Annotated in this window: 26 protein-coding genes; 13 read left to right on the top strand and 13 right to left on the bottom strand. The window is 45.5% G+C overall.

What is annotated here, in order from left to right; genetic code table 11:
- Nucleotides 1–65: 65 nt before the first annotated feature.
- A complete protein-coding gene (locus tag CWM47_RS20425; RefSeq protein ID WP_100990047.1) occupies nucleotides 66–1,148 on the top strand; it encodes a Gfo/Idh/MocA family oxidoreductase in 1,083 nt (360 codons plus the stop codon).
- 67 nt (nucleotides 1,149–1,215) lie between these two features.
- Here CWM47_RS20425 and CWM47_RS20420 read toward each other — a convergent pair whose 3' ends face one another.
- The 8 genes from CWM47_RS20420 to CWM47_RS20385 all read right to left on the bottom strand — a co-directional run bounded on the left by CWM47_RS20420 (nucleotide 1,216) and on the right by CWM47_RS20385 (nucleotide 8,127).
- A complete protein-coding gene (locus CWM47_RS20420; RefSeq protein ID WP_100990046.1) occupies nucleotides 1,216–2,862 on the bottom strand; it encodes a D-alanine--D-alanine ligase family protein in 1,647 nt (548 codons plus the stop codon).
- Between the two features lie 142 nt (nucleotides 2,863–3,004).
- Nucleotides 3,005–3,271 carry a NifU family protein gene (locus CWM47_RS20415; protein WP_100990045.1) on the bottom strand — a complete coding sequence of 89 codons (267 nt, stop codon included), beginning with the start codon at nucleotides 3,269–3,271 and terminating at the stop codon, nucleotides 3,005–3,007.
- Between the two features lie 41 nt (nucleotides 3,272–3,312).
- Complete coding sequence (locus CWM47_RS20410; RefSeq protein ID WP_100990044.1) at nucleotides 3,313–4,416, bottom strand: Mrp/NBP35 family ATP-binding protein; 1,104 nt, start codon at nucleotides 4,414–4,416, stop codon at nucleotides 3,313–3,315.
- An 88-nt stretch (nucleotides 4,417–4,504) separates the two neighbouring features.
- Complete coding sequence (locus tag CWM47_RS20405; RefSeq protein WP_100990043.1) at nucleotides 4,505–5,506, bottom strand: GSCFA domain-containing protein; 1,002 nt, start codon at nucleotides 5,504–5,506, stop codon at nucleotides 4,505–4,507.
- Between the two features lie 320 nt (nucleotides 5,507–5,826).
- Complete coding sequence (gene rplI, locus CWM47_RS20400) at nucleotides 5,827–6,270, bottom strand: 50S ribosomal protein L9 (RefSeq protein WP_100990042.1); 444 nt, start codon at nucleotides 6,268–6,270, stop codon at nucleotides 5,827–5,829.
- Nucleotides 6,271–6,366: 96 nt separating this feature from the next.
- Nucleotides 6,367–6,618, bottom strand: coding sequence for a 30S ribosomal protein S18 (gene rpsR / locus CWM47_RS20395; RefSeq protein WP_018620831.1), 252 nt, complete (start codon nucleotides 6,616–6,618; stop codon nucleotides 6,367–6,369).
- Between the two features lie 2 nt (nucleotides 6,619–6,620).
- Nucleotides 6,621–6,995, bottom strand: coding sequence for a 30S ribosomal protein S6 (gene rpsF, locus CWM47_RS20390; protein ID WP_100990041.1), 375 nt, complete (start codon nucleotides 6,993–6,995; stop codon nucleotides 6,621–6,623).
- Nucleotides 6,996–7,185: 190 nt separating this feature from the next.
- Entirely contained in the window at nucleotides 7,186–8,127 is a 942-nt protein-coding gene (locus CWM47_RS20385) for a cell division protein ZapB (protein ID WP_100990040.1), read from the bottom strand.
- A 181-nt stretch (nucleotides 8,128–8,308) separates the two neighbouring features.
- Here CWM47_RS20385 and CWM47_RS20380 point away from each other — a divergent pair, with 181 nt between their 5' ends.
- From CWM47_RS20380 to CWM47_RS20340, 9 genes are all read left to right on the top strand, one after another.
- A complete protein-coding gene (locus CWM47_RS20380; RefSeq protein WP_100990039.1) occupies nucleotides 8,309–8,968 on the top strand; it encodes a YggS family pyridoxal phosphate-dependent enzyme in 660 nt (219 codons plus the stop codon).
- 107 nt (nucleotides 8,969–9,075) lie between these two features.
- Nucleotides 9,076–9,453 (top strand): DUF423 domain-containing protein, encoded by a 378-nt coding sequence (locus CWM47_RS20375; RefSeq protein WP_100990038.1) that lies wholly within the window; start codon nucleotides 9,076–9,078, stop codon nucleotides 9,451–9,453.
- A gap of 129 nt (nucleotides 9,454–9,582) precedes the next feature.
- Nucleotides 9,583–11,178, top strand: a complete 1,596-nt coding sequence (locus CWM47_RS20370; protein ID WP_100990037.1) for a peptide chain release factor 3 — start codon at nucleotides 9,583–9,585, stop codon at nucleotides 11,176–11,178.
- Between the two features lie 97 nt (nucleotides 11,179–11,275).
- Nucleotides 11,276–11,608, top strand: a complete 333-nt coding sequence (locus CWM47_RS20365) for a hypothetical protein (RefSeq protein ID WP_100990036.1) — start codon at nucleotides 11,276–11,278, stop codon at nucleotides 11,606–11,608.
- A 110-nt stretch (nucleotides 11,609–11,718) separates the two neighbouring features.
- Nucleotides 11,719–11,955, top strand: coding sequence for a hypothetical protein (locus CWM47_RS20360; RefSeq protein ID WP_100990035.1), 237 nt, complete (start codon nucleotides 11,719–11,721; stop codon nucleotides 11,953–11,955).
- Nucleotides 11,956–12,107: 152 nt separating this feature from the next.
- Nucleotides 12,108–12,965, top strand: coding sequence for an ABC transporter ATP-binding protein (locus CWM47_RS20355; protein ID WP_100990034.1), 858 nt, complete (start codon nucleotides 12,108–12,110; stop codon nucleotides 12,963–12,965).
- A complete protein-coding gene (locus CWM47_RS20350) occupies nucleotides 12,962–13,798 on the top strand; it encodes a hypothetical protein (protein WP_100990033.1) in 837 nt (278 codons plus the stop codon). Before CWM47_RS20355 ends, CWM47_RS20350 begins: the two co-directional genes overlap by 4 nt.
- A gap of 3 nt (nucleotides 13,799–13,801) precedes the next feature.
- Nucleotides 13,802–14,179, top strand: coding sequence for a GntR family transcriptional regulator (locus CWM47_RS20345; protein ID WP_100990032.1), 378 nt, complete (start codon nucleotides 13,802–13,804; stop codon nucleotides 14,177–14,179).
- Entirely contained in the window at nucleotides 14,176–14,862 is a 687-nt protein-coding gene (locus CWM47_RS20340) for a hypothetical protein (RefSeq protein WP_100990031.1), read from the top strand. Before CWM47_RS20345 ends, CWM47_RS20340 begins: the two co-directional genes overlap by 4 nt.
- Nucleotides 14,863–15,088: 226 nt before the next feature.
- On the opposite strand, the gene tal is transcribed toward CWM47_RS20340, so the two are convergent.
- Nucleotides 15,089–16,198, bottom strand: a complete 1,110-nt coding sequence (tal, locus tag CWM47_RS20335; RefSeq protein WP_100990030.1) for a transaldolase — start codon at nucleotides 16,196–16,198, stop codon at nucleotides 15,089–15,091.
- A 332-nt stretch (nucleotides 16,199–16,530) separates the two neighbouring features.
- Between tal and tkt the strand changes: the two genes are divergently transcribed.
- Nucleotides 16,531–18,576, top strand: a complete 2,046-nt coding sequence (gene tkt / locus CWM47_RS20330; protein ID WP_100990029.1) for a transketolase — start codon at nucleotides 16,531–16,533, stop codon at nucleotides 18,574–18,576.
- Between the two features lie 68 nt (nucleotides 18,577–18,644).
- Here the strand turns inward: tkt and CWM47_RS20325 are convergent, their stop codons facing one another.
- The 4 genes from CWM47_RS20325 to CWM47_RS20310 form a co-directional block, all read right to left on the bottom strand.
- The gene (locus tag CWM47_RS20325; RefSeq protein WP_100990028.1) at nucleotides 18,645–19,853 is read right to left on the bottom strand and encodes a glycosyltransferase family 4 protein; all 1,209 of its coding nucleotides are present in this window, start codon (nucleotides 19,851–19,853) and stop codon (nucleotides 18,645–18,647) included.
- A gap of 161 nt (nucleotides 19,854–20,014) precedes the next feature.
- Nucleotides 20,015–20,785: a glycosyltransferase family 2 protein gene (locus CWM47_RS20320; RefSeq protein WP_100990027.1), complete on the bottom strand. Its 771-nt coding sequence runs from the start codon at nucleotides 20,783–20,785 to the stop codon at nucleotides 20,015–20,017.
- Nucleotides 20,782–21,348: a WcaF family extracellular polysaccharide biosynthesis acetyltransferase gene (locus tag CWM47_RS20315; protein WP_240625366.1), complete on the bottom strand. Its 567-nt coding sequence runs from the start codon at nucleotides 21,346–21,348 to the stop codon at nucleotides 20,782–20,784. Before CWM47_RS20315 ends, CWM47_RS20320 begins: the two co-directional genes overlap by 4 nt.
- Before the next feature lie 19 nt (nucleotides 21,349–21,367).
- A complete protein-coding gene (locus tag CWM47_RS20310) occupies nucleotides 21,368–22,300 on the bottom strand; it encodes a glycosyltransferase family 2 protein (protein WP_100990025.1) in 933 nt (310 codons plus the stop codon).
- Between the two features lie 132 nt (nucleotides 22,301–22,432).
- Here CWM47_RS20310 and CWM47_RS20305 point away from each other — a divergent pair, with 132 nt between their 5' ends.
- Both CWM47_RS20305 and CWM47_RS20300 read left to right on the top strand, forming a co-directional pair.
- On the top strand, nucleotides 22,433–24,418 hold the full coding sequence (locus CWM47_RS20305; protein ID WP_100990024.1) for a sialate O-acetylesterase: 1,986 nt from the start codon (nucleotides 22,433–22,435) through the stop codon (nucleotides 24,416–24,418).
- Nucleotides 24,419–24,483: 65 nt separating this feature from the next.
- Nucleotides 24,484–25,248: a methionyl-tRNA formyltransferase gene (locus CWM47_RS20300; protein WP_100990023.1), complete on the top strand. Its 765-nt coding sequence runs from the start codon at nucleotides 24,484–24,486 to the stop codon at nucleotides 25,246–25,248.
- Nucleotides 25,249–25,257 lie beyond the last annotated feature (9 nt).

Genomic DNA, 25,257 nt, shown 5'->3' with positions numbered 1-25,257 from the left:
CGTAAGTTTGCTGCCTGAGTGATTTTACCTCACTCAGGTACTTGTTTAATTGTAACAAACAAAATATGTCTGTAACTACTCAACCTATACGGGTTCTCGTCGTCGGATGCGGCAACATGGGCGCGTCGCATGCCATTGCTTATCAAACAATCGACGGCTTCGAAATTTGTGGTATTGTATCTACCGGGAATAGTAAAGTTGTATTAAATGAACGACTGGGCGGTGGCTATACACTCTATAGTGACTATGCAACGGCCCTGGCTGAAACTAAACCCGATGCGGTTTGTATTTCCACATACCCTGATACACATGAAGCCTTTGCTGTTATGGCGTTCGAACAGGGCTGTCATGTATTCATGGAAAAGCCGATTGCTGATACAGTCGAAGGAGCAACACGCGTAATGGCGGCTGCCCAAAAGGCTGGTAAGAAATTAGTGATTGGCTACATTCTGCGGGTTCATCCATCCTGGGCCAAATTTGTTGAGATAGCACAGACGTTAGGCAAGCCGCTGGTAATGCGGATGAACCTGAATCAGCAAAGTCACGGCACGATGTGGACAGTCCACCGGAACCTGATGAAAAGCCTAAGCCCGATTGTGGATTGTGGTGTGCACTACATTGATGTAATGTGTCAAATGACCCGTTCGAAGCCGTTACAGGTGAACGCCATTGGTGCTCGTTTAACGAATGACATTCCTGCCGGTAATTACAACTATGGCCAGTTACAGATTCGCTTTGAAGATGGCTCTGTAGGCTGGTACGAAGCCGGTTGGGGACCTATGATGAGCGAAACGGCTTTCTTTGTTAAAGATGTAATTGGGCCGGATGGATGCGTATCTATTGTCGCCAAAAACGCCGGTGCCGCCGGAAAGTCAGATAATGTAGATTCGCATACAAAAACAGAATCATTACGCGTACATAAAGCCGCGCTAGATGCCAACGACCAGTTTGTAGAAGAAGACACCTGGATTGATATGCAGGACGAACCCGATCATCAGGAACTTTGCAACCGGGAGCAACGGTATTTTCTGGATTCCATTCTGCAAGATCGCGACCTGACTGATCATATGCAGGACGCCGTTAGTAGTTTGCAAATTGCCTTCGCCTGTGATGAATCTGTACGAACAGGCCAGCCGGTATTGTTATAATATAGCCTACTCATACAAAAATGGCCTTACTGTCTGGTAAGGGCATTTTTGTATGAACCTTACAGTTTTATATATATCGTTGGGTAACGTGTCGGGCCTGCTCCGTTGTTTCAACAAGCAACGGATGGCGTGGCCGACTCAACGCTGTTTCCAGCTCGGCAATCGTGTCTTTGAACAGTAGATTAACAGGTATCTCGTGCGATTCCAGTTTACTTTTAATATACATTAATGATGGAAATACTGTACCAGAAGCAGCAATTTCGTTATACTGCTGTTTGGCAGCTATGAATTCTTCATCACTCGATCCGAAGGAAATTACGCGCTCTGGTAATGGATTAGCTTTGCGAGCGGCTAACTGAGCATCAAGTTCAGCAAGTAAACGTTTAAGATGAAACGTGTCTTTCCCGGTACGAATACGTTCGCGGAGTGATTGGCGGATAAGGTAGGTGAGAGAATTGGCTAGGTTCAAGCCGATTTCGGCCATTTGCTTAAAGATCAACGACGAAGGCGACATTCCCGGAATGGTGTTGGGGTCGTGGAGCAATACATCACCAGCGGGCGTCAAAAAACCGTCAATCCGTGAATACACATTGATACCCAATCGGGAAAATACCTCCGCTACGGCCAGCTGAATTTTGCGGTTATTCTCTAAACTCGTTTCAACCGGAATCCGCTTCTTCGTCGTGTTCAGTTTGTACTTCGATTCAAAATCGAAACTCGTTACGTTATAAATCTCCGTTGGAGGCAAGGCAATGGCAACCTGGTCATCGTCCTGAATTACCCCACAGGAAAATTCCTGTCCGGTAATGAATTCTTCAAACAGGACCTCATCTTCGGCATTAAGAGACGCTAATGATATGGGTTGATTACCAACGGCATCGAGCTTAGCTACAAAGTCGGCAGGGTGTTTGACTACTTCACCCGTTTGCTCAATCACAACGGGAAAACTGATGCCAGCATCCAAACTGACCATTTTCTGCGCCAGCTCGTGTTTTTCTTCCGACGATAAGCCTCCCCACTCACTTAGTTTGCTCCAGCCATCAGGCTGTATGCTCATTGTAAAAAAACACTGTTCTACGGATCGGCAGAAGAGGGTTAAATCGGCCTCTCGCACAATCACAACGCCAATGGATGAGCCTTGATGAGGAGCCTTTACAACAATGGGAAGCCCCAGATGCTCAACAAGTGACTGAAAAAACTGAGCTTTGTCGGCTTGTTCGTAGGCATCCCGGCTAATAGTCGCCGTTTTTTTCTGTTGACCATTGGCCAGTGCAATCAGTTCATTTTGCAGAATTTTATTGATCCCAACCGCTGATCCAACCAGACCGGGGCCAGTATAAGGCATTTTATACCATTCCAACAGTCCCTGAATAGCGCCATCTTCGCAATCGGGTCCGTGCATAGCCAGGAACGCCAAATCGAAATGATCTCGAAACTGTTCTGGTCGTAGCTCAGGCAAACTTGTATCGAGGACATCGGTAGCTAGTGACTCATCATAGACTAAAAAGCCGGATTCGTCCTGTGGCAAGGCTTCGCGCAAAGATGGTGATTGAAGAAATTCCGGCGTGACGAGCCGAAACCGTCCTCGCCCATCGACAAAAACCAGTACGGGCTCGAATAAGCCTTTATCTAAATTAGCTAAGGCGGTACGCCCACCAGCAAACGAAACCTCCCGCTCACGCGCCGGTCCACCGAAGAAAATGCCTATTTTCACTTAATTTGAGGGATAATAAGAATTGCAAAGAAACAAAAAAACGCCTGAATCGGCGTTCTTCTTGTTAATAAACTAGGCGTTCTTGGTATAATTCGAGCGATCAATGTTCAATCACACTCAAACCAAGCCACGCCCTGATCAATTAAAAGGCAGGGGTAATGTTTACCGCTTCGACCTTTGTAATCTCCGGCACTGCTTTCAGAATAGCCTCTTCCAGTCCACCTTTAAATGTCATAGCTGACATGGGGCAAGTGCCGCAGGAGCCAACCAGTTCAAGTCGAACGGTTTTGTCCTCGGTAACTTCCAATATCTTAACATTACCGCCATCGGCAGCCAGATAGGGCCTCATGCTGTCAAGTGCCCGTTCTATTTTACTAATCAGTTGGTCGCTATTAACTACCGTGTCCATTGAATCATTGATTTACGGTAAATTTATACTTTATACGTTGGTTATGCAACCTGTACACGTTCAGTACGGTCGATGGTTGCATTGCGAATGGCTACTTGTTGAGCGAGAGCTTCGGCAGCTGCCTGAAAAGCCTCTGTCGCAACTGGTTCGCCTGCACTGATAGCAGGACGCCCGTCGTCGCCAGCTTCGCGAATACTTTGTACAAGTGGAATCTGACCCAACAAAGGTACATCGAACTGATCGGCCAGAGTCTGACCACCACCCTTGCCAAAAATGTAATATTTATGATCTGGTAACTCAGCAGGAGTGAAATACGACATATTTTCAATCACACCCAGCACCGGCACGTTGATTTGCGGTTGCCGGAACATCGATAGCCCTTTTGTCGCATCGGCCAAAGCAACCTTCTGGGGCGTTGTCACAATAATAGCGCCTGTTACAGGCACCGTTTGCACTAGTGTCAGGTGAATATCGCCAGTGCCGGGTGGCAGGTCGATAAGCAGGTAATCCAGTTCACCCCAATCGGCATCGGAAAAAAACTGCTGTAAAGCCCGACCCGCCATTGTACCCCGCCAGATAATTGCCTGACCCGGTGCTACCAACAAACCCATCGAGAGCATCTTGATGCCGTATTGCTGAATTGGCTCCATCCTCGTTTGGCTATCCACCTGAAAAATACGGGGCTGGATGTTTTCGGCTCCGAACATCGTTGGCATTGAAGGCCCATAAATGTCGGCGTCGATGATGCCAACTTTTGCGCCCGACTTGTGCAGCGCGATAGCCAGGTTCGCTGTAACTGTCGATTTTCCAACGCCCCCTTTTCCTGACGAAACCGCAATAATGTTTTTCACCCCCGGTAGCGTGGGTGCATTGGCTCGCGTTGAGGTCACATCGGAAGTCATATCAATGGTAACCTGAATATCGGCGCCTATGAGCGTATAAATCGCGTCTTCGCAGCGTTTACGAATAACTTCTTTTAACGGGCAGGCAGGTGTGGTCAATACAACCGTAAATCGAACCGAACCAATACCCAGCACAACATCTTTAACCATGTTGAGCGAAACAATATCGCGCTTTAAATCGGGTTCTTCAACGGTACTCAATGCCCGCAGAACGGCTTCTTTATTTAATCGGTAATCAGACATCCAGAAGAGAGAAATGAATAATGGGTAATGATAAATGCAAAATAACTGGGTTCACAGACCATACTGCCTTATGAGCAGTCTCGATTATTCATTTTACATCATACATTGTACATTTTTCTAAACGACTTCGTACCTCTGCCAGTTCCGCAGACACGTCTGCATAGTGTGAGATACCTTCAAGTTGAGAAGCTAACTTGGTTAGAAACTGGACATGAGCCCGACTCCCAGTACTGTAAAGAGACCGATGAACCAGCGATTTCGAGATCTGTGACCACTCATCAACGAAAGCACGAAGGTCGGCATCAAATGCGCTTTCGGCAAATTTGTTGAAAATATAGTCGTGGGCCTGCGTAGTTGGGTGAATCATATCCGCTTCGTAAAAACGGTAATCACGCAGGTCATCCATCATTAGCTCATAAGCCGGGAAATACGATACCCAGCTGTTCCATACCGTCAGTTCATGCGAAATCACCCGGAGTGTGGATTTACTAACGCTATTCAGCGGCAAGGTGTCGCGCGTGTGTCGAACGGGGCTAACCGTGAGCAATATGTTTAACGTAGGATTGGCTTTACGAAGCGTTTTAAACAGACGCGTCATATCGTCACGTAGATGATCGATGTTATAAAGATACTTCTCGAATAGCGAGCCAGGCATTTTATGGCAGTTGGCCACTACATTGCCCGTTTCTATATGCCGATGTACGATAGCCGAGCCAAGTGTCAAAAACAAAAAGTCAGCCTTTCGAATGGCATCGCCCGTCTGCGCCAGACGTATGGTTAACTGGTTGCGTAATGCATCCTGACTTTTAGCCCAGAGTGATGAGTGGAAGTCATAGTGAAACCAGTTACCATCACGCTCAACATAGCCACTCTCGTCGGGGGTAGTTCCCCGTAGCGCCATCGTTAGTAATTTAGCGATGGATACCGGATTGAAGATTGTGCCGAATGGATTAGCCAGCACAGCAAGTTTATTATCAGTTAGCCGACGTCCCATAACATCGGAAAAGCACGACCCAATGGTCACAATTCTACTGTTAAGACCAAGACGTTGGGCGAGTGGTTCGGGCGAAAATTCGGTATGAAACTGCATACTAAATTAACAAAAAAACGGGCTGATTAGGTCCGTTTAATATGAAAGATTTTTGTTATTAATGGCCTGATTATGAGCTAGAAAGTAGCCTTTCGTGTGCGCCCATGCTCGCTTGTTCACCAAACAACGCCAGTACTGAAACACGAAACCCGACGACCTGTTTTGACTCGGTTCCTTTACTATTTAGGAAGGCGCCCACATGCGCATTTGCTTCAAGATCGCGAGGTGGCATATTGAACTTGTTGTCAACCTAATATAATGAAAAAACCGACCAGCCTCGTTCTGCAACGTGCCGGTCGGTTTCCTGAAAATAGTAGGGCTTATTCGGCCGATACTACTTCGAATTTCACTTTGTGCTTCACATCCTTGTGCAGGTCAAGTGCAGCCTCGTAGGTACCTAAAACTTTAACATCTTCAACCGTAATTTTCTTGCGGTCAATGTCAAAGCCTTTTTCGCGAAGGGCTTCAGCCACCTGCGTGTTGGTAACCCGACCGAAGATTTTGCCGCTGTCGCCTGCTTTCGCTGGGATCGTCAACGTCATATCACCAATACCGTCGGCAATGGTTTGCGCTTCGGTTTTGATTTTTTCGGCTTTGTGAGCTGCCTGACGAATATTTTCAGCAACGATCTTCTTATTAGAGTCAGTTGCCATCATTGCAAATCCCTGAGGAATCAGGTAATTGCGACCGTAACCGGGCTTCACCACAACGGTGTCGTTCTTATAGCCCAGGCCGGCAATATCGGTTTTTAAAATGATATCCATTTTGTGAGAGTCGGTAAGTCGATAAGCTGATAAGTCGGTAAGTAATAAATCGCATGTGCGTTACTTACTGATTCACTGGCTTACTAACTGATTAACTTATTTTAAAGAATCGCCTACGTAAGGCAGGATGGCCAAATGACGAGCGCGTTTGACAGCCTGGGCCACTTTGCGCTGGTTCTTCAGGGTCGTTCCGGTTAACCGACGGGGAAGGATTTTACCTTGCTCGTTCAGTAATTTCAACAGGAAGTTGCCATCCTTGTAGTCGATGTATTTAATACCGGCTTTCTTAAAGCGGTCGTATTTTTTGCGGTTCTCGGTTTTCGAGACAGATTCGTTTTGCAGACTCATGATTACTTGGCCTCCCCGGCGTTTTCGGTTTGTTTTTTCTTACCCACTAAGCCATTGCGCTTACGATCGTTGTAAGCAACAGCATGCTTATCGAGCGAAATCGTCAGGTGACGGATGATCCGCTCGTCACGAAGATACTCAGTGTTGAGTTTTTCGATGATCGTGCCGGGGGCCTTAAACTCGAAGAGTTGGTAGTAACCCGTGTTCTTATGCTGAATTGGATAGGCTAGCTTGCGCAAACCCATGTGGTCTTCATGAACAAGTTCCGCACCGTTATCGGTCAGCACTTTGCGGAATTTGTCAACGGCGTCCTTCATCTGAGCATCAGATAAAACGGGAGTTAAAATGAACACCGTCTCGTAGTTATTAGGAAACATTTTTATGTAATTTGTTTGAAATTAGGGCGCAAAGGTAGTGAAAAAAGTGAGAAAAGCAAAGGGACTGTTGAGTTAATAAGTCGGTAAGTCAGTAAGTGTCTACGCCTAAGTAGGTAAGTGGCTGGCTCATGAGATTCTCTTTGCACCAGCCACTTACCTACTTAGGCGTAGACACTTACTGACTTACCGACTATTTCACCGTAAACTCGCCTTCGCCAATACGGAAGCCTTCGCAGTATACTTCAATTATATGCTTGCCTTCTCTAAACGGTTGACCACTGCGGCCGTAAAAGAAGTCAAGTCGTTGACGGCTATTATCGAAAGTAAACTTCTGCATTGCCGTGTAAATCATTCCCTGATTATTGTACGTGAACTCGCCGGAACCAGTGGCCAAATCGGAGATGACAGCACCGTTTGGATCTATGACCCGAATGTAAAGTAGCTTTTCATCCTTTTTTGCCAGGCCATTTGGTGACAGAAGTACCGATACATGAATTTTATCCAGCTTTTTGGCTTTGTATGTACCTCCATCGCTTTCTTTTCCTTTCGAATTAACGGCATTAACGGTCACCGCTTCGGCATGAAGCGCGGCTGCTATAGTGACCTTTTCCGCTAACTCCTGATTTTTTATCGTGACTGACACAACTGAATCACTCAATGATTGCTTCTCCGCTTTGAGGCCGCTGTTTTCCTGAGACAGGGATTCGTTTTTCTCAGAAAGAATCCCATTCTCTTCTTTCAAACGAGCAATTTCCTGATCTTTCTGAACCAAGATTGCCTGGTAGTTTCGTATTTTCTGGTTGTATTTCCTGTTATCGAATGCACCAACGTTTTTCAACTCGCGCTTATCAATTTCAAGCTGAGCTTTTACCTTCATTAACGAATCAACGCTACCGCCTAATTGCTGAATTTCAGCGATTTTAGCATCTAGCTGTGCCGAAATTGAATCGAGTTTTGTTTTAGCAATTAAAACCTCTTCTGTTTTAGCTGCAATTGTGGCATCTTTTGTTTTATTATCCTGACGTTCCTGGTAGTAGAAGTACAGCAGGAGCACATTGAGGGCAGCCAGAATTATTAATGCGGCTAGTAGATAGCTGCGGCTGTTATTCTGGGGTTGGGTTCTGGGTTCCATTGGGGTCATGTGTTTGACTGAAGAGTTGAGGTTAAATCTTTACCAAAACTAAACCACTTTGTGATTTATTGCCTTGTTTGGCTCGTTGGTGGCCAAAAACTACGCGTTCCTGCGTAATTCTCAAACCTATATTTGCACAATATTAATAAACGGTTGTTACAAGACAACTACGTAAGAGACTATGATTGCTGATTCAATTCGCCTGATTGAGAGTGAATTACATGGTAAGGCTACCCTTATTGCAGTTACTAAAACCAAACCGGTTGAGCTACTGCTCGAAGCGTATGAGGCTGGTTGCCGCCAGTTTGGTGAAAATAAAGTGCAGGAAATGGCCGATAAACAGCCACAACTACCCACCGATGTGCAGTGGCATCTAATCGGCCATTTGCAGACAAACAAAGTTAAATACATAGCTTCGTTTGTGGCGATGATTCACTCGATCGATAGCCTGAAGCTTTTGCAGGAGGTGAACAAACAGGCTGCCAAACACAATCGGGTCATCGACTGTCTGCTTCAAATTTACATTGCCGACGAAGAAACCAAGTTTGGACTGTCGGCCGATGAGGCCGAAGCGTTACTTCAGGCACCTGAGCTGAACGAACTTCCAAATGTGCGAATTGTGGGGCTTATGGGCTTGGCGACCAATACGGACGACGAGTCGAAAATTCGCGGGGAATTTCGGGGGTTGAAACTACTGTACGATAAACTGAGTCAGATTCAGCGTCCTATGATTCGTTTTCATGAATTATCGATGGGCATGAGTGGCGATTACCGTATTGCCGTAGAAGAGGGTAGTACGTTGGTTCGGGTTGGGAGTGCTATTTTTGGGAGTAGAAATTAGGGATTTTGCTGATGAAGGAAGCATCTTCGTCAGGTAAACTGAGAAGTACTATACATCAATCACACCCTGATCCGAAGATGCTTCCTTCGTCAGCATGACATACGAAAATGAAATTCTTTATTCAATCAGGGGCTGTATTAGGTCTGCTGGGCGTTGCAATCGGTGCCTTCGGTGCCCATGCATTACGGACTATGCTTGATGCCTCCGGGCGGGCCGCTACCTTCGAAACGGCTGTCAGGTACCAATTCTATCATGCCTTCGCCCTTGTTATAGTGGGCATGCTGATGCACGCATTCGGCAGCAATCCTACTATTGTTAAACTGCTGAACTGGTCAGGTTATTCATTTTTGGGTGGCGTGATTATTTTTTCGGGTTCACTTTACATTTTGTGTTTTACGGGTATTACCTGGCTTGGAGCCATTACCCCAATTGGTGGTTTAGGCATGATAGCGGGCTGGGCATTGCTGCTGTGGGCCTTTTTATAAAAAGGAGTAAAGGGAGGAGGGGAGTGAAGGGAGGAGGGGGATTATACACTAAATTTTCCTCTCTTCCCTTTACTCCCCTTCCTCCCTTTACTCCTTTTTTTGTATCTTTGTAACTTGATTCTGAGAATAATGCAAACGAATACACAGGCCGAAACGGCTCGTCGGCGGACGTTCGCCATCATAAGTCACCCCGATGCCGGTAAAACAACGTTGACTGAAAAGCTACTCCTTTTTGGCGGAGCTATCCAAACGGCTGGTGCTGTTAAGTCCAATAAAATAAAAAAGACCGCTACCTCAGATTTCATGGAAATCGAGAAGCAGCGAGGTATATCCGTGGCCACGTCGGTCATGACGTTTGAGTACGAAAATCTGAAGATTAATATCCTTGATACACCTGGACACAAAGATTTTGCCGAAGATACGTATCGGACGCTTACGGCAGTTGATAGTGTTATTCTGGTGATTGACTGTGTAAAAGGGGTTGAGGAACAGACTGAACGATTGATGGAAGTGTGCCGGATGCGTGATACACCGGTAATCATTTTTATCAATAAACTTGACCGTGAAGGCCGAAATCCATTCGACCTACTGGATGAACTGGAAGAGAAACTCAACATTCGGGTCCGGCCAATGACCTGGCCGGTCAACATGGGTTCTGACTTCAAAGGAGTTTATAGTCTGATCGAGAAAAAGTTATATTTCTTTAAAGCCAATAAAACGAAAGTCGAAGCAGATGTATTAGCAATCGACTTGGCCGACGATTTGCTCGACGAAAAAGTCGGTGCGCGCGATGCCGCCAGCCTTCGGGAGGATGTCGAACTGATTGACGGCGTTTATGACGCCTTTCATGAGAAAGCTTATCTTTATGGCAAGCTTGCTCCCGTATTTTTCGGGTCGGCGGTGAACAACTTTGGTGTCAAAGAATTGCTTGAAGGCTTCTGCCTGATTTCTCCCGAACCTATTGCCCGCCAGACAGATAAGCGCGAAGTGCTGCCCGGCGAAAAAAACTTCAGTGGCTTTGTCTTCAAAATCCATGCGAACCTGGACCCGCGCCACCGCGACCGGATTGCGTTTCTACGCATTTGTTCGGGCGTGTTTGAGCGGAATAAATTTTATCACCATACCCGGCTGGATAAAAATGTTCGCTTTGCCAGTCCATTCAGTTTCATGGCCGACAGTAAGAGCGTTGTGGAAGAAGGTTTCCCCGGCGACGTTGTGGGCCTCTATGACACGGGCACATTTAAAATCGGGGATACCCTGACAGAAGGCGAGGAGTTTCAGTTTCAGGGGATTCCGAGTTTTTCGCCGGAAATCTTCAAAGAACTGGTCAACCTCGACCCTATGAAGTCGAAACAGTTGGATAAAGGTATTCAGCAGTTGACCGATGAGGGTGTGGCACAATTATTTACACTCGAATTGGGTAACCGAAAAATTGTTGGAACCGTTGGAGAACTGCAATTTGAAGTAATCCAGTACCGCCTTGAAAACGAATATGGAGCTAAATGCCGTTGGGTGCCGTTGAATTACACAAAAGCATGCTGGATCACTGCCGAGAACCCGATTAAACTGGCTGAGTTTATTCGTTTGAAAGGCAACCAGATTGCGTATGATAAAGACCAGAACCCTGTTTTTCTGGCCGAATCGGATTGGATGTTGCGCATGAATCAGCAAAATAACCCCGACGTTACATTCCACTTAACATCAGAATTTAAAGTGGCTGCCTAGTTTTAGATGGCCATCTGTTTATATTATTCGCTTTCCTGAAAACTCATAGGCTGCGAGCGAGTTATCAATTGTATTACTCACGTTAACCGAAATACAAATGATTAACTCACTCGCAATCCTTGCGCTGGCTCTGGTACTTGCCGGAACAGCCGTTGCTCAACAGAAGCAACCCCGTCGCACAAGCGACAACAAATCAACAAGTGGTACTATGTCTGCCAATGATGCCGCCCGCTCAAGTACATCGGCGGCTAACACTCACGATGGAACAAACGGAGCCTCTACCGGAACGGGTTTGACCAGCGATCAGCATCAGGCTGATGCCAGTGGATCAAACCGTGGAACGACAAAAGTTGATGCCGCCAGCAGTGTGCGCACTGGTCCATCGAATGTGAAGGCCAAAAAGAAAACCCCTAAGAACACCAATCAATAGTTGTTCGCTTTAGTAGGGCGTAATTTCTTATTTATTTAATTGAGGTTTAATAACCTTCTGATAAGCAGTTCGTTTCATGAATGTGTTAACTACATAAACCATATCAACTCATGAAAAAATTAATGCTCGCTGCTGTTGCTGTCATGATTATGACAGGGGCCGCTTTTGCTCAGGACGACATGAAAAAAGATGCCAAGATGGAGCATAAAAAAATGAAGCACGAAGCCAAAGAAATGAAGAAAGAGGCTAAAAGTGCAGGCGACGATATGAAAGCCGATGCCGCTAAGGATATGAAAAAAGACGCTAAGGCAATGAAGAAAGACGCCAAAAAAGTGTCGAATAAATAACCTTGTCATGATTTTATAGGAAAAAGGCGTCTCGTAACGAGACGCCTTTTTTATGCTCTAAAAATAAATTATCCAGAAAGTTAATTTATAAAAATACTTATCATTACTATTGTAGTGTACTACTTATCTAATACACTATAGCTACTTTTCTTATGATTGACTTAAGAGATGTATCCTTTGGTTACCGTAGCGGTAAACCCATGTTCGAAGGGTTAAATCTAACGCTTTCGGCTGGTTCGATTTATGGCTTACTAGGCCCCAACGGAGCCGGGAAATCAACGCTCTTCCGGCTGCTTTCAGGCTTGCTGTATCCGAGTGCAGGGTCTATTCAGGTTGGCAATTACATACCCGAAAAGCGACGACCTGCGTTTCTGGAAGACTTGTTTCTTGTACCGGAAGAGTTTTTTATGCCTGACGTGCGAATCCGGCAATTTATTGACTCCAATGCACCTTTCTATCCCCGCTTTGACCGGGTACAAATGGCAGGCTATATCCATGAGTTTGGCCTCACCGAATCTCAGAATCTTCATGAGCTGTCGTATGGTCAGAAAAAGAAAATTCTGATTGGGTTTGGGCTAGCGACGAATACGTCGGTACTGCTTATGGATGAACCAACTAACGGGTTAGACATTCCATCCAAGAGCCAGTTTCGGCGGTTAGTTGCCGGGGCGGTTGATGAAAACCGGACGGTCGTAATTTCAACCCATCAGGTTCGTGATCTTGACGCCTTGATTGATCCAATTGTGATTCTGTCGGAGCGAGGTATCGCGTTAAAAGCCAGCGTCGAAGAAATAACAGCAAAACTATGGTTTGGTATGGTTCCCGAATTGGAGAATACCCGGCAAGCGCTGCACGTCGAGCGGGTGGTAGGGGGCTATGCTATTGTAGCTGAGAACCCATTAGGTGAACCTAGTCGTCTGGATTTGGAACGGCTTTTTAATGCTGTACAAACCGAGCCAGCGCGTATTAAACAATTATTTTCATCTAGCCCAACCCTGGCAAACGCATGAACCAGACATTTTCATTCAGCCGCTTTGGACGGCTGCTGCGCAAATATTTTACGGATAACAAAGTGCAGTTATTAGCAAACCTTGGGTTGCTTGTAGGAGCCTTATTCGTAGCGTGTGTTTTTGCATACCAGGGCTCCCCGGCTGTGGTTGACAGGCAGCGAGATTTACTATTCTTTTTATTCGTCTGGCCTTGCTGGTATATTTTCACTGTACAGCAAACGACGGTATTAAATCAAAAAGAACGAGCCGTTAACTATCTGATGCAACCAGCATCACAGTTTGAAAAAATGGCGTTGATCTGGTTTATTTCTGGATTAGGGTTCGTAGTTGTCTATCTGTCTGTATTTGCGTTAATGGATACAATCGGTGTTTCATATGTCAACAATCGAAACTGGACACCTGAGCAATTAGCTACGATTCGTCAACAGGGAGGTCTTTATGTCATTCAATCTATTTTTAATGAAAAGAGCATGGAGGACATTCCAACCCAGTTATGGGCATTTACTGCCCTTCTACACTCATTTACACTTGCTTTTACGTTGCTTATTAGAAAGTATACACTGCCAATAGTCGTTATAATTGCCTTTGCCTTACTCATCTTTGGCTTTTTGGGTAACAACTACTTTTTACAGTCAATAACTGATTCTGGAAGCATTCGGAGTGCTACGCCTTTTTCGGATGCTATAGCCGAATCACCTACGAATCAATACTACTATCGCAAGATTGAGATGATTCAGCCTATCGGAAATCAAATTCGGTATGCTGTGGGAAGTATGGTAGTGGTCTTATTATACATCATGGCCTATTTTCGGCTTAAAGAACGGGAGGTATAACCTATGGATTTTCGAGATAAACAAGCCATATACCTGCAAATTGCCGAGCATGTTAGTGAACAGGTGCTGCTAAACCACTGGCCGGTAGGAGACAAGATCCCATCTGTGCGTGAGTTGGCGGCAGAGCTGGAAGTAAACCCCAATACGGTCATGCGAACCTACGAGTTTTTGAGCCAACAAGGTGTCATTGCAAACAAACGAGGTATCGGTTATTTCCCCACTGAGGAGGCCAGCGACAGAATTCGGTCCTTTCGACGCGAGCAGTTTTTGCAGAATGACCTGCCCCAGTTTTTCAAAAACTTAACTCTGTTGGGGATTGACCTGCGCGAGATCGAAACACGTTATGATGATTACGTAAACGCCATATCGAACACACAATGAAAACAAGTCATATACTCTTAGCCGTCATTTCGATTCTAACATTGACAGGCATGATTGGCACAGATATGCTGCTCAAGCAGCAGTACGATAAAATAGACTGGACAAATCCGTATCAACAGTTCGAACAGCGGACTTTGCCAATAGCAAAACACTGGGTCATTGAAGGTACGCCGACCAGTGAAATCATCATCGAAAAAGCTAACACTAAAGGGCATGCGTTAATTGACCCGGAGCAGATAAAGCATTATCGTATGCATCAACAGGGCGATACCGTATTTATAGCCTTCACTCCAGATTTTAGTGGTTATCAAAACGAACCACGTGCCGATGCCGATCGTGAGCTACGTGTTCTTCTGGTGTTGCGATTACCCACTGTACAAACACTTTCCTTCGAAAACGGACGGTTAACCCTATCCGGACTAATCGCGGATTCGATGGCTGTTTCCCTTCAGAAGAGTCGCCTGAGAACAAATAAGATCACCAGCTCGAAATCCTTCTCCCTGACGTCAAGCCAGAATAGTTTCGCAATATTGGGTGAAGACTATTATCATAACTTACAAACAATAGTAGAGGATTCGAGCGGGGTGCAACTTAACAATTGCCAGGTAGATAGTTTTATTAAGCTAGTATCCCCCAAAGCTGAAATACAATTGCGGGGGAAAGCGTTGACATGGCTTAAATAAGTCGATTTGGGGTGCTTCTTCACACAAAAGCCGGACCATAAGTCCGGCTTTGTGCCTATTCCTATCTATTAAAAATAATTGTTTCCTTTTACAGTCTTCTATGTCGATAGACAAAAGAGCACAGGATTGGGCATTCATAAAAATAAAATAGACTTACAGGCTGTAAACACCGATAGATAGACCGTATTGACCGACAGACTAGGTTTCTACCTTACATATATGTTTGTTATTGGCCTTGTACGATTTCGTGCCGTTGCTGCTCAATAGTTGCTAGCAGTTTATCATACGACGTCACAAATTTTTCAACCCCATCGGCTTCCAGCTTTTGCGTCAGTTCATCAAGATCAATACCAGTTGCCTGGAGTTGTTTCAAGACTTCACTAGCTTTATCAAGATCATCTTCTAATCGAAAAGCCGGATTTCCGTGATCCCGATAGGCGTCTATTGTTTCGAGTGGCAGCGTGTTAACGGTTTTAGGTCCAATTAATGCCTCTACATATTTAGTGTCCGTAAATGCAGGATTTTTGCTGCTGGTACTAGCCCATAACGGCCGTTGTGGGGTTGCACCCTGTTCGGCCAGTTTCTTGAACCGGTCGCTGCTAAACACCCTTTTGTAAATTTCGTAGGCCTTTTTTGCCGAGGCAATGGCTACTTCACCCATGAATTTTTGCAAGCCCTTCTGAGCTAGTATGGGATCAATCAGCACGTCAATTCGACTTAGGAAAAAACTGGCGACAGAGGCAATTTGATTGATTGGCTCCTGGCGGGCAACCCGATCTTCCAGACCACTCAAATAGGCATTCGTAACGGCTTCATATCGATCCAGACCGAATAATAGTGTGACGTTGATGTTAATACCTTCCTTAATGCACTGCCGAATAGCAGGCAATCCAGCGGCAGTACCAGGTATTTTTATCATTACATTTTCACGGTTCACTGCCTTCCATAATGCTCTTGCCTGATCAATCGTAGCGTTTGTATCGTGGGCGAAACGCGGAGACACCTCAAGACTTACGTAGCCATCGGCTCCTTTGATTTCTTCATCAAAAACCGGTTTGAATAAATCGGCAGCCCGTTGAATGTCGCTGATAGCAACACCGTAAAATATATCCTCATTGCTTTTACCCTCATGAGCAAGTCGCTGAATGTCCTCGTCATAATCGGAACTACCCCCAATGGCCTTCTCGAAAATAGTGGGGTTCGATGTTACTCCCCGTATGCCATCCTGATCAATAAGCCTTTGGATCTCACCGGTGTCCATACTCTTACGATCGATGAAATCCAGCCAGATACTCTGACCGAAGTCGTGGATTTTCTTGACGCTAGTCGATTTCATGGTTAATGTATAGTTTGTTTATAGAGAAACAATAAATAAGCAATTTAGCTTTTTAGGAAGGCTGGATATTTTGAAAAGCTATAAGATTCAGTGTTTTATCTGCGCTGTTTGATTCAGCTAATCATCCCGGCGGGTCGAAAATTAATAAGGTTAATCCAGAATTATTTGATAATAAAAAATATATAAATCACTGATATTCAAATGTATGTAATGAAGTGAAATTTTTTTTCAATCTTCTTTTTGCCTTTGCTAGTTAGTCTATATGCACAGGCATTTTATTAAGTGCGGTTAAGTAAATCAGTGTTAATTTTCAATGTTTGCCTTCTTTCCTTATGACTACTAAAACAGTTGATCTCGACCAACTCAGTATTGATACGATCCGACTTCTATCGGTAGATGCTGTTCAGAAAGCTAACTCAGGCCATCCAGGTTTACCGCTTGGTGCTGCGCCAATGGCGTATGTACTCTGGTCGCGCTTTCTGCGTTTCAATCCCAAAGACCCACACTGGCCTGATCGGGATCGGTTCGTATTGTCGGCCGGACATGGTTCGGCCTTGTTGTACAGCCTGCTACATCTGTATGGGTATGATCTGACTCTCGATGATCTGAAGAGTTTTCGCCAGCTTCATTCCCGAACGCCGGGCCACCCCGAGTCGAATTTAACACCGGGCGTTGAAGTAACTACGGGCCCGCTGGGTCAGGGGTTTGCCAACGGAGTGGGTATGGCTATGGCCGAAGCGTTTCTGGCGGCTACGTATAATCGGGAAGGGCATACCGTGATGGATCATTACACCTACTCAATCGTTAGTGACGGTGATTTGATGGAAGGTATTGCTTCCGAAGCAGCTTCGTTGGCGGGTCACCTAAAACTGGGTAAGCTTATCTACTTGTACGACGATAATCTTATCTCGCTGGATGGGCCTACAAACCTGGCTTTTACCGAAGATCGCATGGCTCGTTTTGATGCGTATGGCTGGCACACACAGCATGTCGCCGATGGCAATGACCTCGATGCTATCGACGCAGCTATTCGGGCAGCTCAAGCCGAAACTGAGCGTCCGTCAATTATAGCCGTGCGTACAATTATTGGCTTTGGTAGTCCGCAAGAAGGAACCAGTAAAGTGCACGGCAGTCCACTGGGTGAAGAAAACGTAAGAAAAACCAAAGAGTTTTATGGCTGGGACCCTGATAAGTCATTCGTGGTACCCGATGAAGTAAAATCCCATTTGCTCGAGGCAGGAAAACAGGGAGCCGTTCTGCAACGCGATTGGCAAAAGCGCTTTGGCTCGTACAAAAGCCAATTTGCGGAGGAGGCTGAAGTTTTTACCAACTCATTTGCCGGAAAACTTCCTCAGGATTGGGAAGCCGACCTTCCTACGTTTGCCCCCGCTGATGGCCCACTGGCAACCCGGCAAGCCTCTGGAAAGGCGCTGGAAGCCTTGAAAAAGCGAGTGCCCTATCTCTTTGGTGGCTCGGCCGATCTGGCTTCGTCGAACGATATGCCAACCAAAGGCGATGTTAGTTTTCAGCCTGGTCATTATGGCAATTCAAATATCTGGTTTGGTGTTCGTGAACATGCAATGGGTGCTGCCCTCAATGGCATGGCGCAACATGGTGGAGTCCATCCCTACGGCGGTACATTCCTTAACTTCTCTGATTACATGCGTGGAGCAATCCGCCTAACAGCATTGGCCGAATCGGCGGCAACATTCGTATTCACGCACGATAGTATTGGGTTGGGCGAAGATGGCCCAACGCACCAGCCCGTCGAGCAATATGTTTCGCTGCGAACGATTCCTAATATCGTTGTCATTCGCCCCGCTGATGCCAATGAAACCGTCGAAGCCTGGCGTGTGGCCATGCAACAACCAAAGAGCCCAGTCGTACTCATTCTTTCCCGACAAAAGCTACCCGTTATCGACCAGAACAAATACGGTTCAGCGCGCGGACTCGAAAAAGGGGCCTATGTTTTGAGTGAATCGGAGGGCACCCCTCAACTGATTTTGATTGCAACGGGTTCGGAGGTGTCGCTGGTGCTGGCGGCACAGGCAGAACTGAAGAAGCAGGGTATTGAGGCTCGCGTCGTTAGCATGCCTTCCTGGGAGTTGTTCGAACAACAGGATCGGGCGTATCAGCACGAGGTGCTACCGCCTACTATCAAGAAGCGATTAGCTGTAGAAATGGGGTCGCCAATTGGCTGGCACAAATACGTTACCGATGAGGGCACAACGCTTAGTATGAACCGCTTTGGCCTGTCTGGCCCTGGCGAGGAAGTTATGGCGTATTTTGGCTTCACTGTCGAAAATGTAGTAAAGAAAGCTAAGAGTGTACTCGAAGGTCAGCCAGAAGGAATTGAAAAGAAAGAGGTGTTATCCTGATACGATTTCTTCTAACAAAAAGGACCGCCAGTCAATTGGCGGCCCTTTTTGTTAGAAGAAATCGGGACTTATAGATAATCAATAATACGACGGCCAACAATACCGCTTTGTAACTCCCGCCGTAAAACGGCTTTTCGTCGACGCGGATGCGTTGACACATACATGACCCGCATTTTGAGTGTGAAGCTTACCACCATATATGAACAAAACAGGAAACCCAGGATAATTAAGGATAGGGTATTCGATATGTTTCGGTGTAGAAACAAAAACAGAACCGTATTAAATAAAGATATACCGCAAAGCACTGCCGTTGCACTAGCGTGCGACAGGCCATTATCTAACAAAATATGATGCATGTGATTACGGTCGGCAGAGAAGGGGGACTTGCCCGCTAATATTCTGACTAAAAATACCCGTAACGTGTCGAAAATTGGTACGATCAGAATCACAATGGCAATAATAGGCGCATTGAAAAAGGCAGTGGGCTCATACCGGTAAGCTGCGTTCAGGCTAACGAACCGAACGGCGAAAAAAGCGAGCAGGAAGCCAATAATCAGCGAGCCTGTATTGCCCATGAAAATCTTGCTGGTTTTGGAGAAGTTGAACCTTAGAAAGCCCAATAAAGCACCCGCCAGCGTGAAGGCCAGGCAAGCCATTGTAAAGTGACTTGTCAAGAGAAACCAGCCGCCGAATGTAGCGCTGGCGATTGTGGCGATACCTCCCGCCAAACCGTCGATGCCGTCAATAAGATTAATGGCATTAGTGAGGGCAATGAAGATAAAGCAAGTCAAAATAATACTGATAAAGGGTGCTATATGATGAAAGCCCATGATGCCATACAGGTAATCAACGCGCAGGTCACCGAATAGGATAAGGATCATAGCCGCAAGCACCTGAAACATAAGTTTCTTTGCAGGGTCGATACCTACCAGATCATCTTTGATGCCAATAAAGAAGAGGATAGTCATCCCCGCAATTGATAAATTGGTACTGTAAATATCCGTTTGGTCAATACTGGGCCACAAAAAATAAGCAATAAGAATACCCGCATAAATGGCAATACCACCAAAGGTTGGGGTTGGGGTAGAGTGTGAACGACGAGCGCCGGGCTTCTCCATCAATGATTTCAACTCCGAAATTTTGATAATGACCGGAATAGCCACAACAGCCACAAAACAGGCAACTAAAAAGGAGAGAATACATTGATATAAGCCAAACGTGAATGGCTCATCATTGAATTTATTTTGCAGGTATGCAATCAATAAATCAATATTCATAAGGCGGGTCGTTTAAGGCGGCTAATTTTGCTGAGCCTGGTGGAACGCTCAGTAATTACGCTACTTAACTTGAAACTGGCTACCCAATTTGGGGTGTCAAGAAGCGTAAAGTTTATGGGTTTATTTATTGAAAAAGGTAAAATCTGATTTAACGGTCTAGTTTACCTGGTAAGTATTGCAGGCGGTTTGCTAATGTATTGCTTTATTTTTCGTAAAGGCTTGAGCCAGAATGTAAAAAAATATGGTTTTACGTCATTGAACTGCCACGCCAATTGATCCTCCCGATTAGCGCGAAGGCGGTTCTGAACGCTGCTGTTGCTAATTCCGCCTGCCCGCATAACGATTGTCACTTCATTCATGTAAGCAAGTCTGGCCTTGTTTTTATGAATAAATCGTAACATCAACTCGTAGTCGGCGGCACTTTTCATATCGAGTCGAAATAATCCGTACGCATCATATAGCCATCGCTTGGCAAAAAATGACAGGTGACCGGGCATCCAGCCCCATAAAAATGCATTCTCACTGTACCAACCCGACCGCCAGTACCGTTTGAGTTTTTTGGTGTCGAGCCGGTCAACATACAGCATATCGCCATAAACGGCATCGCTTTCCGTTTTTTCGAATGTAGCGACCATGTTTTCAATGACGAGGTCATGGCGGTAAAAATCATCGGCATTTAATAAACCAATTACATCACCAGTGGCCATTTGAATACCTTTATTCATGGCATCATACAAACCTTTGTCGGGTTCCGATATAAAGCGGGCAACTTTCGTGCCGTACGATTTTACGATGTCAACCGTTCCGTCTGTCGATTGCCCATCGACTATGATGTATTCAATATTTGCATACGTCTGATTCAGAATAGATTCGATGCAATCCCGAATGAATTCCGAGCCATTATAAACAACAGTTATTATCGATACTTTCACGCCCTAATGTTTCGTTGTCGGACCCAAACGGCCGGATTTCCCTGATAAATACCATACGCATCCAATGAGCGTGTGGCCACCGAATTGACAGCCAGAACGGCATGCGATTCGCAATGAACGCCTGCACAAACCACCGCTTTGGCTCCAATCCAAACACCATCAGCTATGGTTATAGGCTGTGTTGTCAAATCGAATGTTGATCGGCTATAGTCATGATTGCCGGTCAGCAACATGGCGCCTTGGGAGAGGCAAACATTACTACCAATCCGAACTTCGCTTAAATTGTCAATCCAAACTTGTTCACCTATCCAGACTTCGTTTTCTACCTGAAGTAACCAAGGGTATTTAATATTTACGCCAGGTTTAATGACAAACTTCTTCCCGATCTTGGCCCCGAATAGCCGAAGCACAATTACTTTAAGGGAAATTGGGATTGGCAAATAAGTATTTATAAAAATCGAGCTTGTCAAAAACCACAGTATTAATTTCCACCGTGGGCCAGGGTTGTACCAACTTATATTAAATTGGGAGAAATCAGTTTGACCCTGAAAAACTGATTCCAATGGTGGATCTATTTTTGGTTCATGACTGACCAACCTGTTCGGGTTGTTTGGGTCTGATATCTTTGCCATACTCCGTTCTGAAATAGTTGATAATTGCGTCTCTGTCATTGCCAACACGAATGTTAACCTCCATCAGCTTGGCATCGACCAGAAAGCGATACCAAAGTGCCTGTAGAAAACACCAGGCGAAGCCTGCTCGCCCGTCCAGAAACCCCATTCGAACAAAGTAGCGATAAATGAAATATAAAACTGGTCGCGTGAACAAGGGCAGCGAAGCATACATTTCTTTTAAATACCGCATGCGCTGGTCCTGTGTTCCAAAAAATCGGGCTTCAACCGTTTCGGCCTGATCGAACTTATAGCGGTAGTTTAGCAGATTAATCATTTCCAAAATGGTGTAATGATTGTGCTTTTGCGTCCACCAGGTGAGGTTGTTAAGGTTGTGATCGACAATATCATGAGAAAACTGGATCGATTCACCCTTAGTCAGTTTAATGTGTTCATCGTGCCAAACCTGTTCACAAAAGCCATCGCCCCGTCGCCAGAGCCGGAGTAACCAAATTGGATAGAACCCCCCATGACGCATCCAGCGATTCAGGAAAAAGACCCGACGTTTAACGTAAATACCCCCAACTGTAGCCGGGATGCCAGAGAGCCGTAGATTGATTTCATCGGCTAAATCGGACATCACATACTCGTCGGCATCCATACGCATGAGCCAGGTTGTTTCAAAGGGAGTGTGCTCAATACCAAAGTTGTATTGAGTTGCGTAATTTACCCAGGCATTTTGAACCACCGTAGCACCGAGTGATCGAGCTATCTCAACGGTTTTGTCGGTTGAAAACGAATCGACAATGAATATTTTATTCGTGAATGGATGAAGACTCTGTAAGCAACGGGTAATGTGCTTTTCCTCGTTGTGTGTCAGAATGATGACGGATACGTCGGTCATACTTAATGTTGCCATTTTCGCAATAAATGCCGTTTATTTCACTTATTTGCGTAAAGGCTATATTTTTACCTGTAGATTGTGTGTTTTCTTTAACATGCAATATTATAACTTTTTTTATATCCAACAAAGCCGATGAAGCGACTTTACTTAGTAGTGATATTGTTTTTGTACTATTTCTCTGTATCTGGCCAAATTATTTTTCAGCAGTTACCCCGTGATCTTCAACTATACCCGCGAGATGCCACTAATCAGGCCGTAGTGACAGTAAGCGGTAAAATGAATGCGAAGGGTTACACTAAAATTGGCCTACAACTATTTAGAGAAGATTCACTCATAAAGGTTAATACTCAATCGCTTGATCCTAAGGATAGTTCAGCCGTATTCAACTTGGCGTCGACTATCAGGGCCGAACGCGCTGACTACTCCTTCAAGGTATTTATCTATAAAGGTGCCGATTCAACGCAAGTTGCAAATCCCAAGCATATCGTTTGCGGTGATGTTTATATTATAGACGGGCAATCAAATGCATTGGCTCTGTCAAACTTCGACGAATTGTACTCATTTAATTTTAACGATAAATACCTGCGCAACGTTTCTTACCCTTACCTCGGGTCTCCGAGTCAAATGAGTTGGTATCCGGCTAAGCAGCCATTTGCCAGTGTGGGCGGTTTCGGTCTGACATTACAACGACTTATTCTGGAAAACTATGGCATTCCAACCTGTTTTATGAATGGTGGTCAGGGAGGGACGTCAATTACAGCGCTAACAGTTCGTGATCCGATCAACCACGCGAATCCAATCACATTTTATGGCGACCTGCTGAATCGGGCGCGATGGGCGGGCGTTGCCAAACAGGTGAAAGCCATTATCTGGAAACAGGGCGAAGAAGAGGCAGGGAGTGGGCCAGAAAACTATGGCGCTAAATTTACAACGCTCTACAATCAGTTTAGAGAAGATTACGGTAATGCCCGCATCTATGTAGGGCAGATCAATATTCTGGCTAACGTAGAGGAAGAAGCAGCTGCTCTGCGCGATTTTCAACGGCGTACGAAATACCTGTTCAATAACGTAGAATCTGTTGCAACCGTCGGGACGCCAGGCTATGATGGAGTACACTACACAGGGAAAGCGCACCAACAACTGGCTTTCGAACAATTCCGGCTTCTGGCCAGAGACATTTACGGGTCAACAGATACCCTTCAAATTAACTCGCCCGACGTTAAGAAATCGTTTTATAATCTTCGGAAAGATTCGATCACATTGGTATATGATGATCAGATGCAGATGGTCTGGAAGAACGATACCACCTTCTATAATTTTGCAACAGGAGCTATAATCGCTCGTAGGGAGCTGAAAGATTACTTTTATCTGGATGGGAAAGCGAGTTTGTTAGCTGGCGGATCGGCCAGCGGGAACCGAGTAACACTTGGTTTGAAACAGACATCGACGGCTACGAAGCTTCGGTACCTTCCTGCTTACTTTTCTGATGCCGCATCTCCATTTTATGATGGCCCCACGCTTCGAAATACACGGGGAATGCGTGCTTTCTCCTTCGACAACGTGTCAATTGCCGATGCCATTCCCCGCGTAACAAATCTGGCAGCAAAACCTATTTCCGAAAATCAAATTCAATTGAACTGGACTGCTTCTGCTGGTGGACAGGTCCAGTTTCTGGAGCGGGCAGATGATACCCCAACTACGTTCAAACAGATTGCATCGCTAAACGGAACAGTTGCCACATTTACAGATACCAATCTGCCCAATATGTTTGGTACGTATTATTATCGGCTAAGGGCTACAAGCGCAACATCGGAATCGACGTATAGCAACCTGATTAGTGCACGCCCGCTGGTGCTGGGTGCGGAACCAACCGCACCTGTTGTACAGCTATATCCAAACCCACTGGCATCAGATCGTACACTGCATGTGGAGGCTGACCTTGTGACCTTCACCGAGTTAACGATGCGCGATCTACTTGGGCAAACCGTAAAAAGCTGGCGTGGGCGTGCTCAAAAAACACTTTCTGTATCGCTGGATAATCTGGCGTCTGGAATCTATATAGCCGATCTACAAACTGCCGATGGGCAAGTACTCCGTCGAAAAGTGATCATTCGCTGACAAACGAGTACTGGCTTTCCGGCCGGAATACGTAGTTTTGTTGCTTTAACGCTAGCTAACAGTTTATGCGCCTTGTGATTCTTACGCAGGATGACCCGTTCTACCTCGCTCGTAATATTGACTATTTACTCAAAAACTTACCGCCTTATGCCGAAGTTGTGGCAACAGTGGTATTCGATGTATCGCCCTTTGGCAAACGGGAAAGCTTCGGGGAGAAAATCAAAAAGACCTATAATATCTTTGGCTTTCCCTTTTTCGTCCGCTATGGATTCAAATTCGTAGCGTCAAAATTAGATAGTCGCAATAACGTTCGGAAGGTTCTGGCTGATCGGAATATTCCGCTGATTCATATTGATGGTAACATCAACAAAGATGAAAACCTGGAGAAGCTAAGGGAATATAAGCCAGACTTGTTTCTTTCCATTGCAGGCAATCAAATTTTCAAGCAGAAGCTACTGGATGTTGCCACGCATGGCTGCGTTAATCTGCATACGGCATTATTACCCAAGTACAGAGGCTTAATGCCTTCGTTCTGGGTTTTGAAAAATAACGAAACTCATACGGGCGTCTCTGTATTTTTTGTCGACGAAGGCATCGACAATGGCCCAATTCTGGTCCAGCATAAGCTTGAGATTGGCAACATGACGCAGGCCGAGCTGATTGATGTTACAAAAAAGATAGGAATGGATTCAATCCTGGAGGCTATCGAGAAGGTTCATACAGGCAAGTATGAGTTAATCGAGAATGATGCAAGCCAGATGACCTACTTCACGTTTCCTACCCGCGACGATGTAAAAGCCTTTTTGGGGGCTGGAAAACGGTTTTATTAATGAGTTAGT

The organism is Spirosoma pollinicola (assembly GCF_002831565.1).
GTDB classification, from domain to species: Bacteria; Bacteroidota; Bacteroidia; order Cytophagales; family Spirosomataceae; genus Spirosoma; species Spirosoma pollinicola.
This window is presented reverse-complemented; position numbering and strand designations above follow the sequence as displayed.

Excerpts from the sequence above, each read along its gene's own strand:
- CWM47_RS20425 (WP_100990047.1), top strand. The coding sequence starts at position 66 with ATGTCTGTAACTACTCAACCTATACGGGTTCTCGTCGTCGGATGCGGC.
- CWM47_RS20415 (WP_100990045.1), bottom strand. The coding sequence starts at position 3,271 with ATGGACACGGTAGTTAATAGCGACCAACTGATTAGTAAAATAGAACGG.
- CWM47_RS20410 (WP_100990044.1), bottom strand. The coding sequence starts at position 4,416 with ATGTCTGATTACCGATTAAATAAAGAAGCCGTTCTGCGGGCATTGAGT.
- CWM47_RS20405 (WP_100990043.1), bottom strand. The coding sequence starts at position 5,506 with ATGCAGTTTCATACCGAATTTTCGCCCGAACCACTCGCCCAACGTCTT.
- rplI (WP_100990042.1), bottom strand. The coding sequence starts at position 6,270 with ATGGATATCATTTTAAAAACCGATATTGCCGGCCTGGGCTATAAGAAC.
- rpsR (WP_018620831.1), bottom strand. The coding sequence starts at position 6,618 with ATGAGTCTGCAAAACGAATCTGTCTCGAAAACCGAGAACCGCAAAAAA.
- rpsF (WP_100990041.1), bottom strand. The coding sequence starts at position 6,995 with ATGTTTCCTAATAACTACGAGACGGTGTTCATTTTAACTCCCGTTTTA.
- CWM47_RS20385 (WP_100990040.1), bottom strand. The coding sequence starts at position 8,127 with ATGGAACCCAGAACCCAACCCCAGAATAACAGCCGCAGCTATCTACTA.
- CWM47_RS20380 (WP_100990039.1), top strand. The coding sequence starts at position 8,309 with ATGATTGCTGATTCAATTCGCCTGATTGAGAGTGAATTACATGGTAAG.
- CWM47_RS20375 (WP_100990038.1), top strand. The coding sequence starts at position 9,076 with ATGAAATTCTTTATTCAATCAGGGGCTGTATTAGGTCTGCTGGGCGTT.
- CWM47_RS20370 (WP_100990037.1), top strand. The coding sequence starts at position 9,583 with ATGCAAACGAATACACAGGCCGAAACGGCTCGTCGGCGGACGTTCGCC.
- CWM47_RS20365 (WP_100990036.1), top strand. The coding sequence starts at position 11,276 with ATGATTAACTCACTCGCAATCCTTGCGCTGGCTCTGGTACTTGCCGGA.
- CWM47_RS20360 (WP_100990035.1), top strand. The coding sequence starts at position 11,719 with ATGAAAAAATTAATGCTCGCTGCTGTTGCTGTCATGATTATGACAGGG.
- CWM47_RS20355 (WP_100990034.1), top strand. The coding sequence starts at position 12,108 with ATGATTGACTTAAGAGATGTATCCTTTGGTTACCGTAGCGGTAAACCC.
- CWM47_RS20350 (WP_100990033.1), top strand. The coding sequence starts at position 12,962 with ATGAACCAGACATTTTCATTCAGCCGCTTTGGACGGCTGCTGCGCAAA.
- CWM47_RS20345 (WP_100990032.1), top strand. The coding sequence starts at position 13,802 with ATGGATTTTCGAGATAAACAAGCCATATACCTGCAAATTGCCGAGCAT.
- CWM47_RS20340 (WP_100990031.1), top strand. The coding sequence starts at position 14,176 with ATGAAAACAAGTCATATACTCTTAGCCGTCATTTCGATTCTAACATTG.
- tal (WP_100990030.1), bottom strand. The coding sequence starts at position 16,198 with ATGAAATCGACTAGCGTCAAGAAAATCCACGACTTCGGTCAGAGTATC.
- tkt (WP_100990029.1), top strand. The coding sequence starts at position 16,531 with ATGACTACTAAAACAGTTGATCTCGACCAACTCAGTATTGATACGATC.
- CWM47_RS20325 (WP_100990028.1), bottom strand. The coding sequence starts at position 19,853 with ATGAATATTGATTTATTGATTGCATACCTGCAAAATAAATTCAATGAT.
- CWM47_RS20310 (WP_100990025.1), bottom strand. The coding sequence starts at position 22,300 with ATGACCGACGTATCCGTCATCATTCTGACACACAACGAGGAAAAGCAC.
- CWM47_RS20305 (WP_100990024.1), top strand. The coding sequence starts at position 22,433 with ATGAAGCGACTTTACTTAGTAGTGATATTGTTTTTGTACTATTTCTCT.
- CWM47_RS20300 (WP_100990023.1), top strand. The coding sequence starts at position 24,484 with ATGCGCCTTGTGATTCTTACGCAGGATGACCCGTTCTACCTCGCTCGT.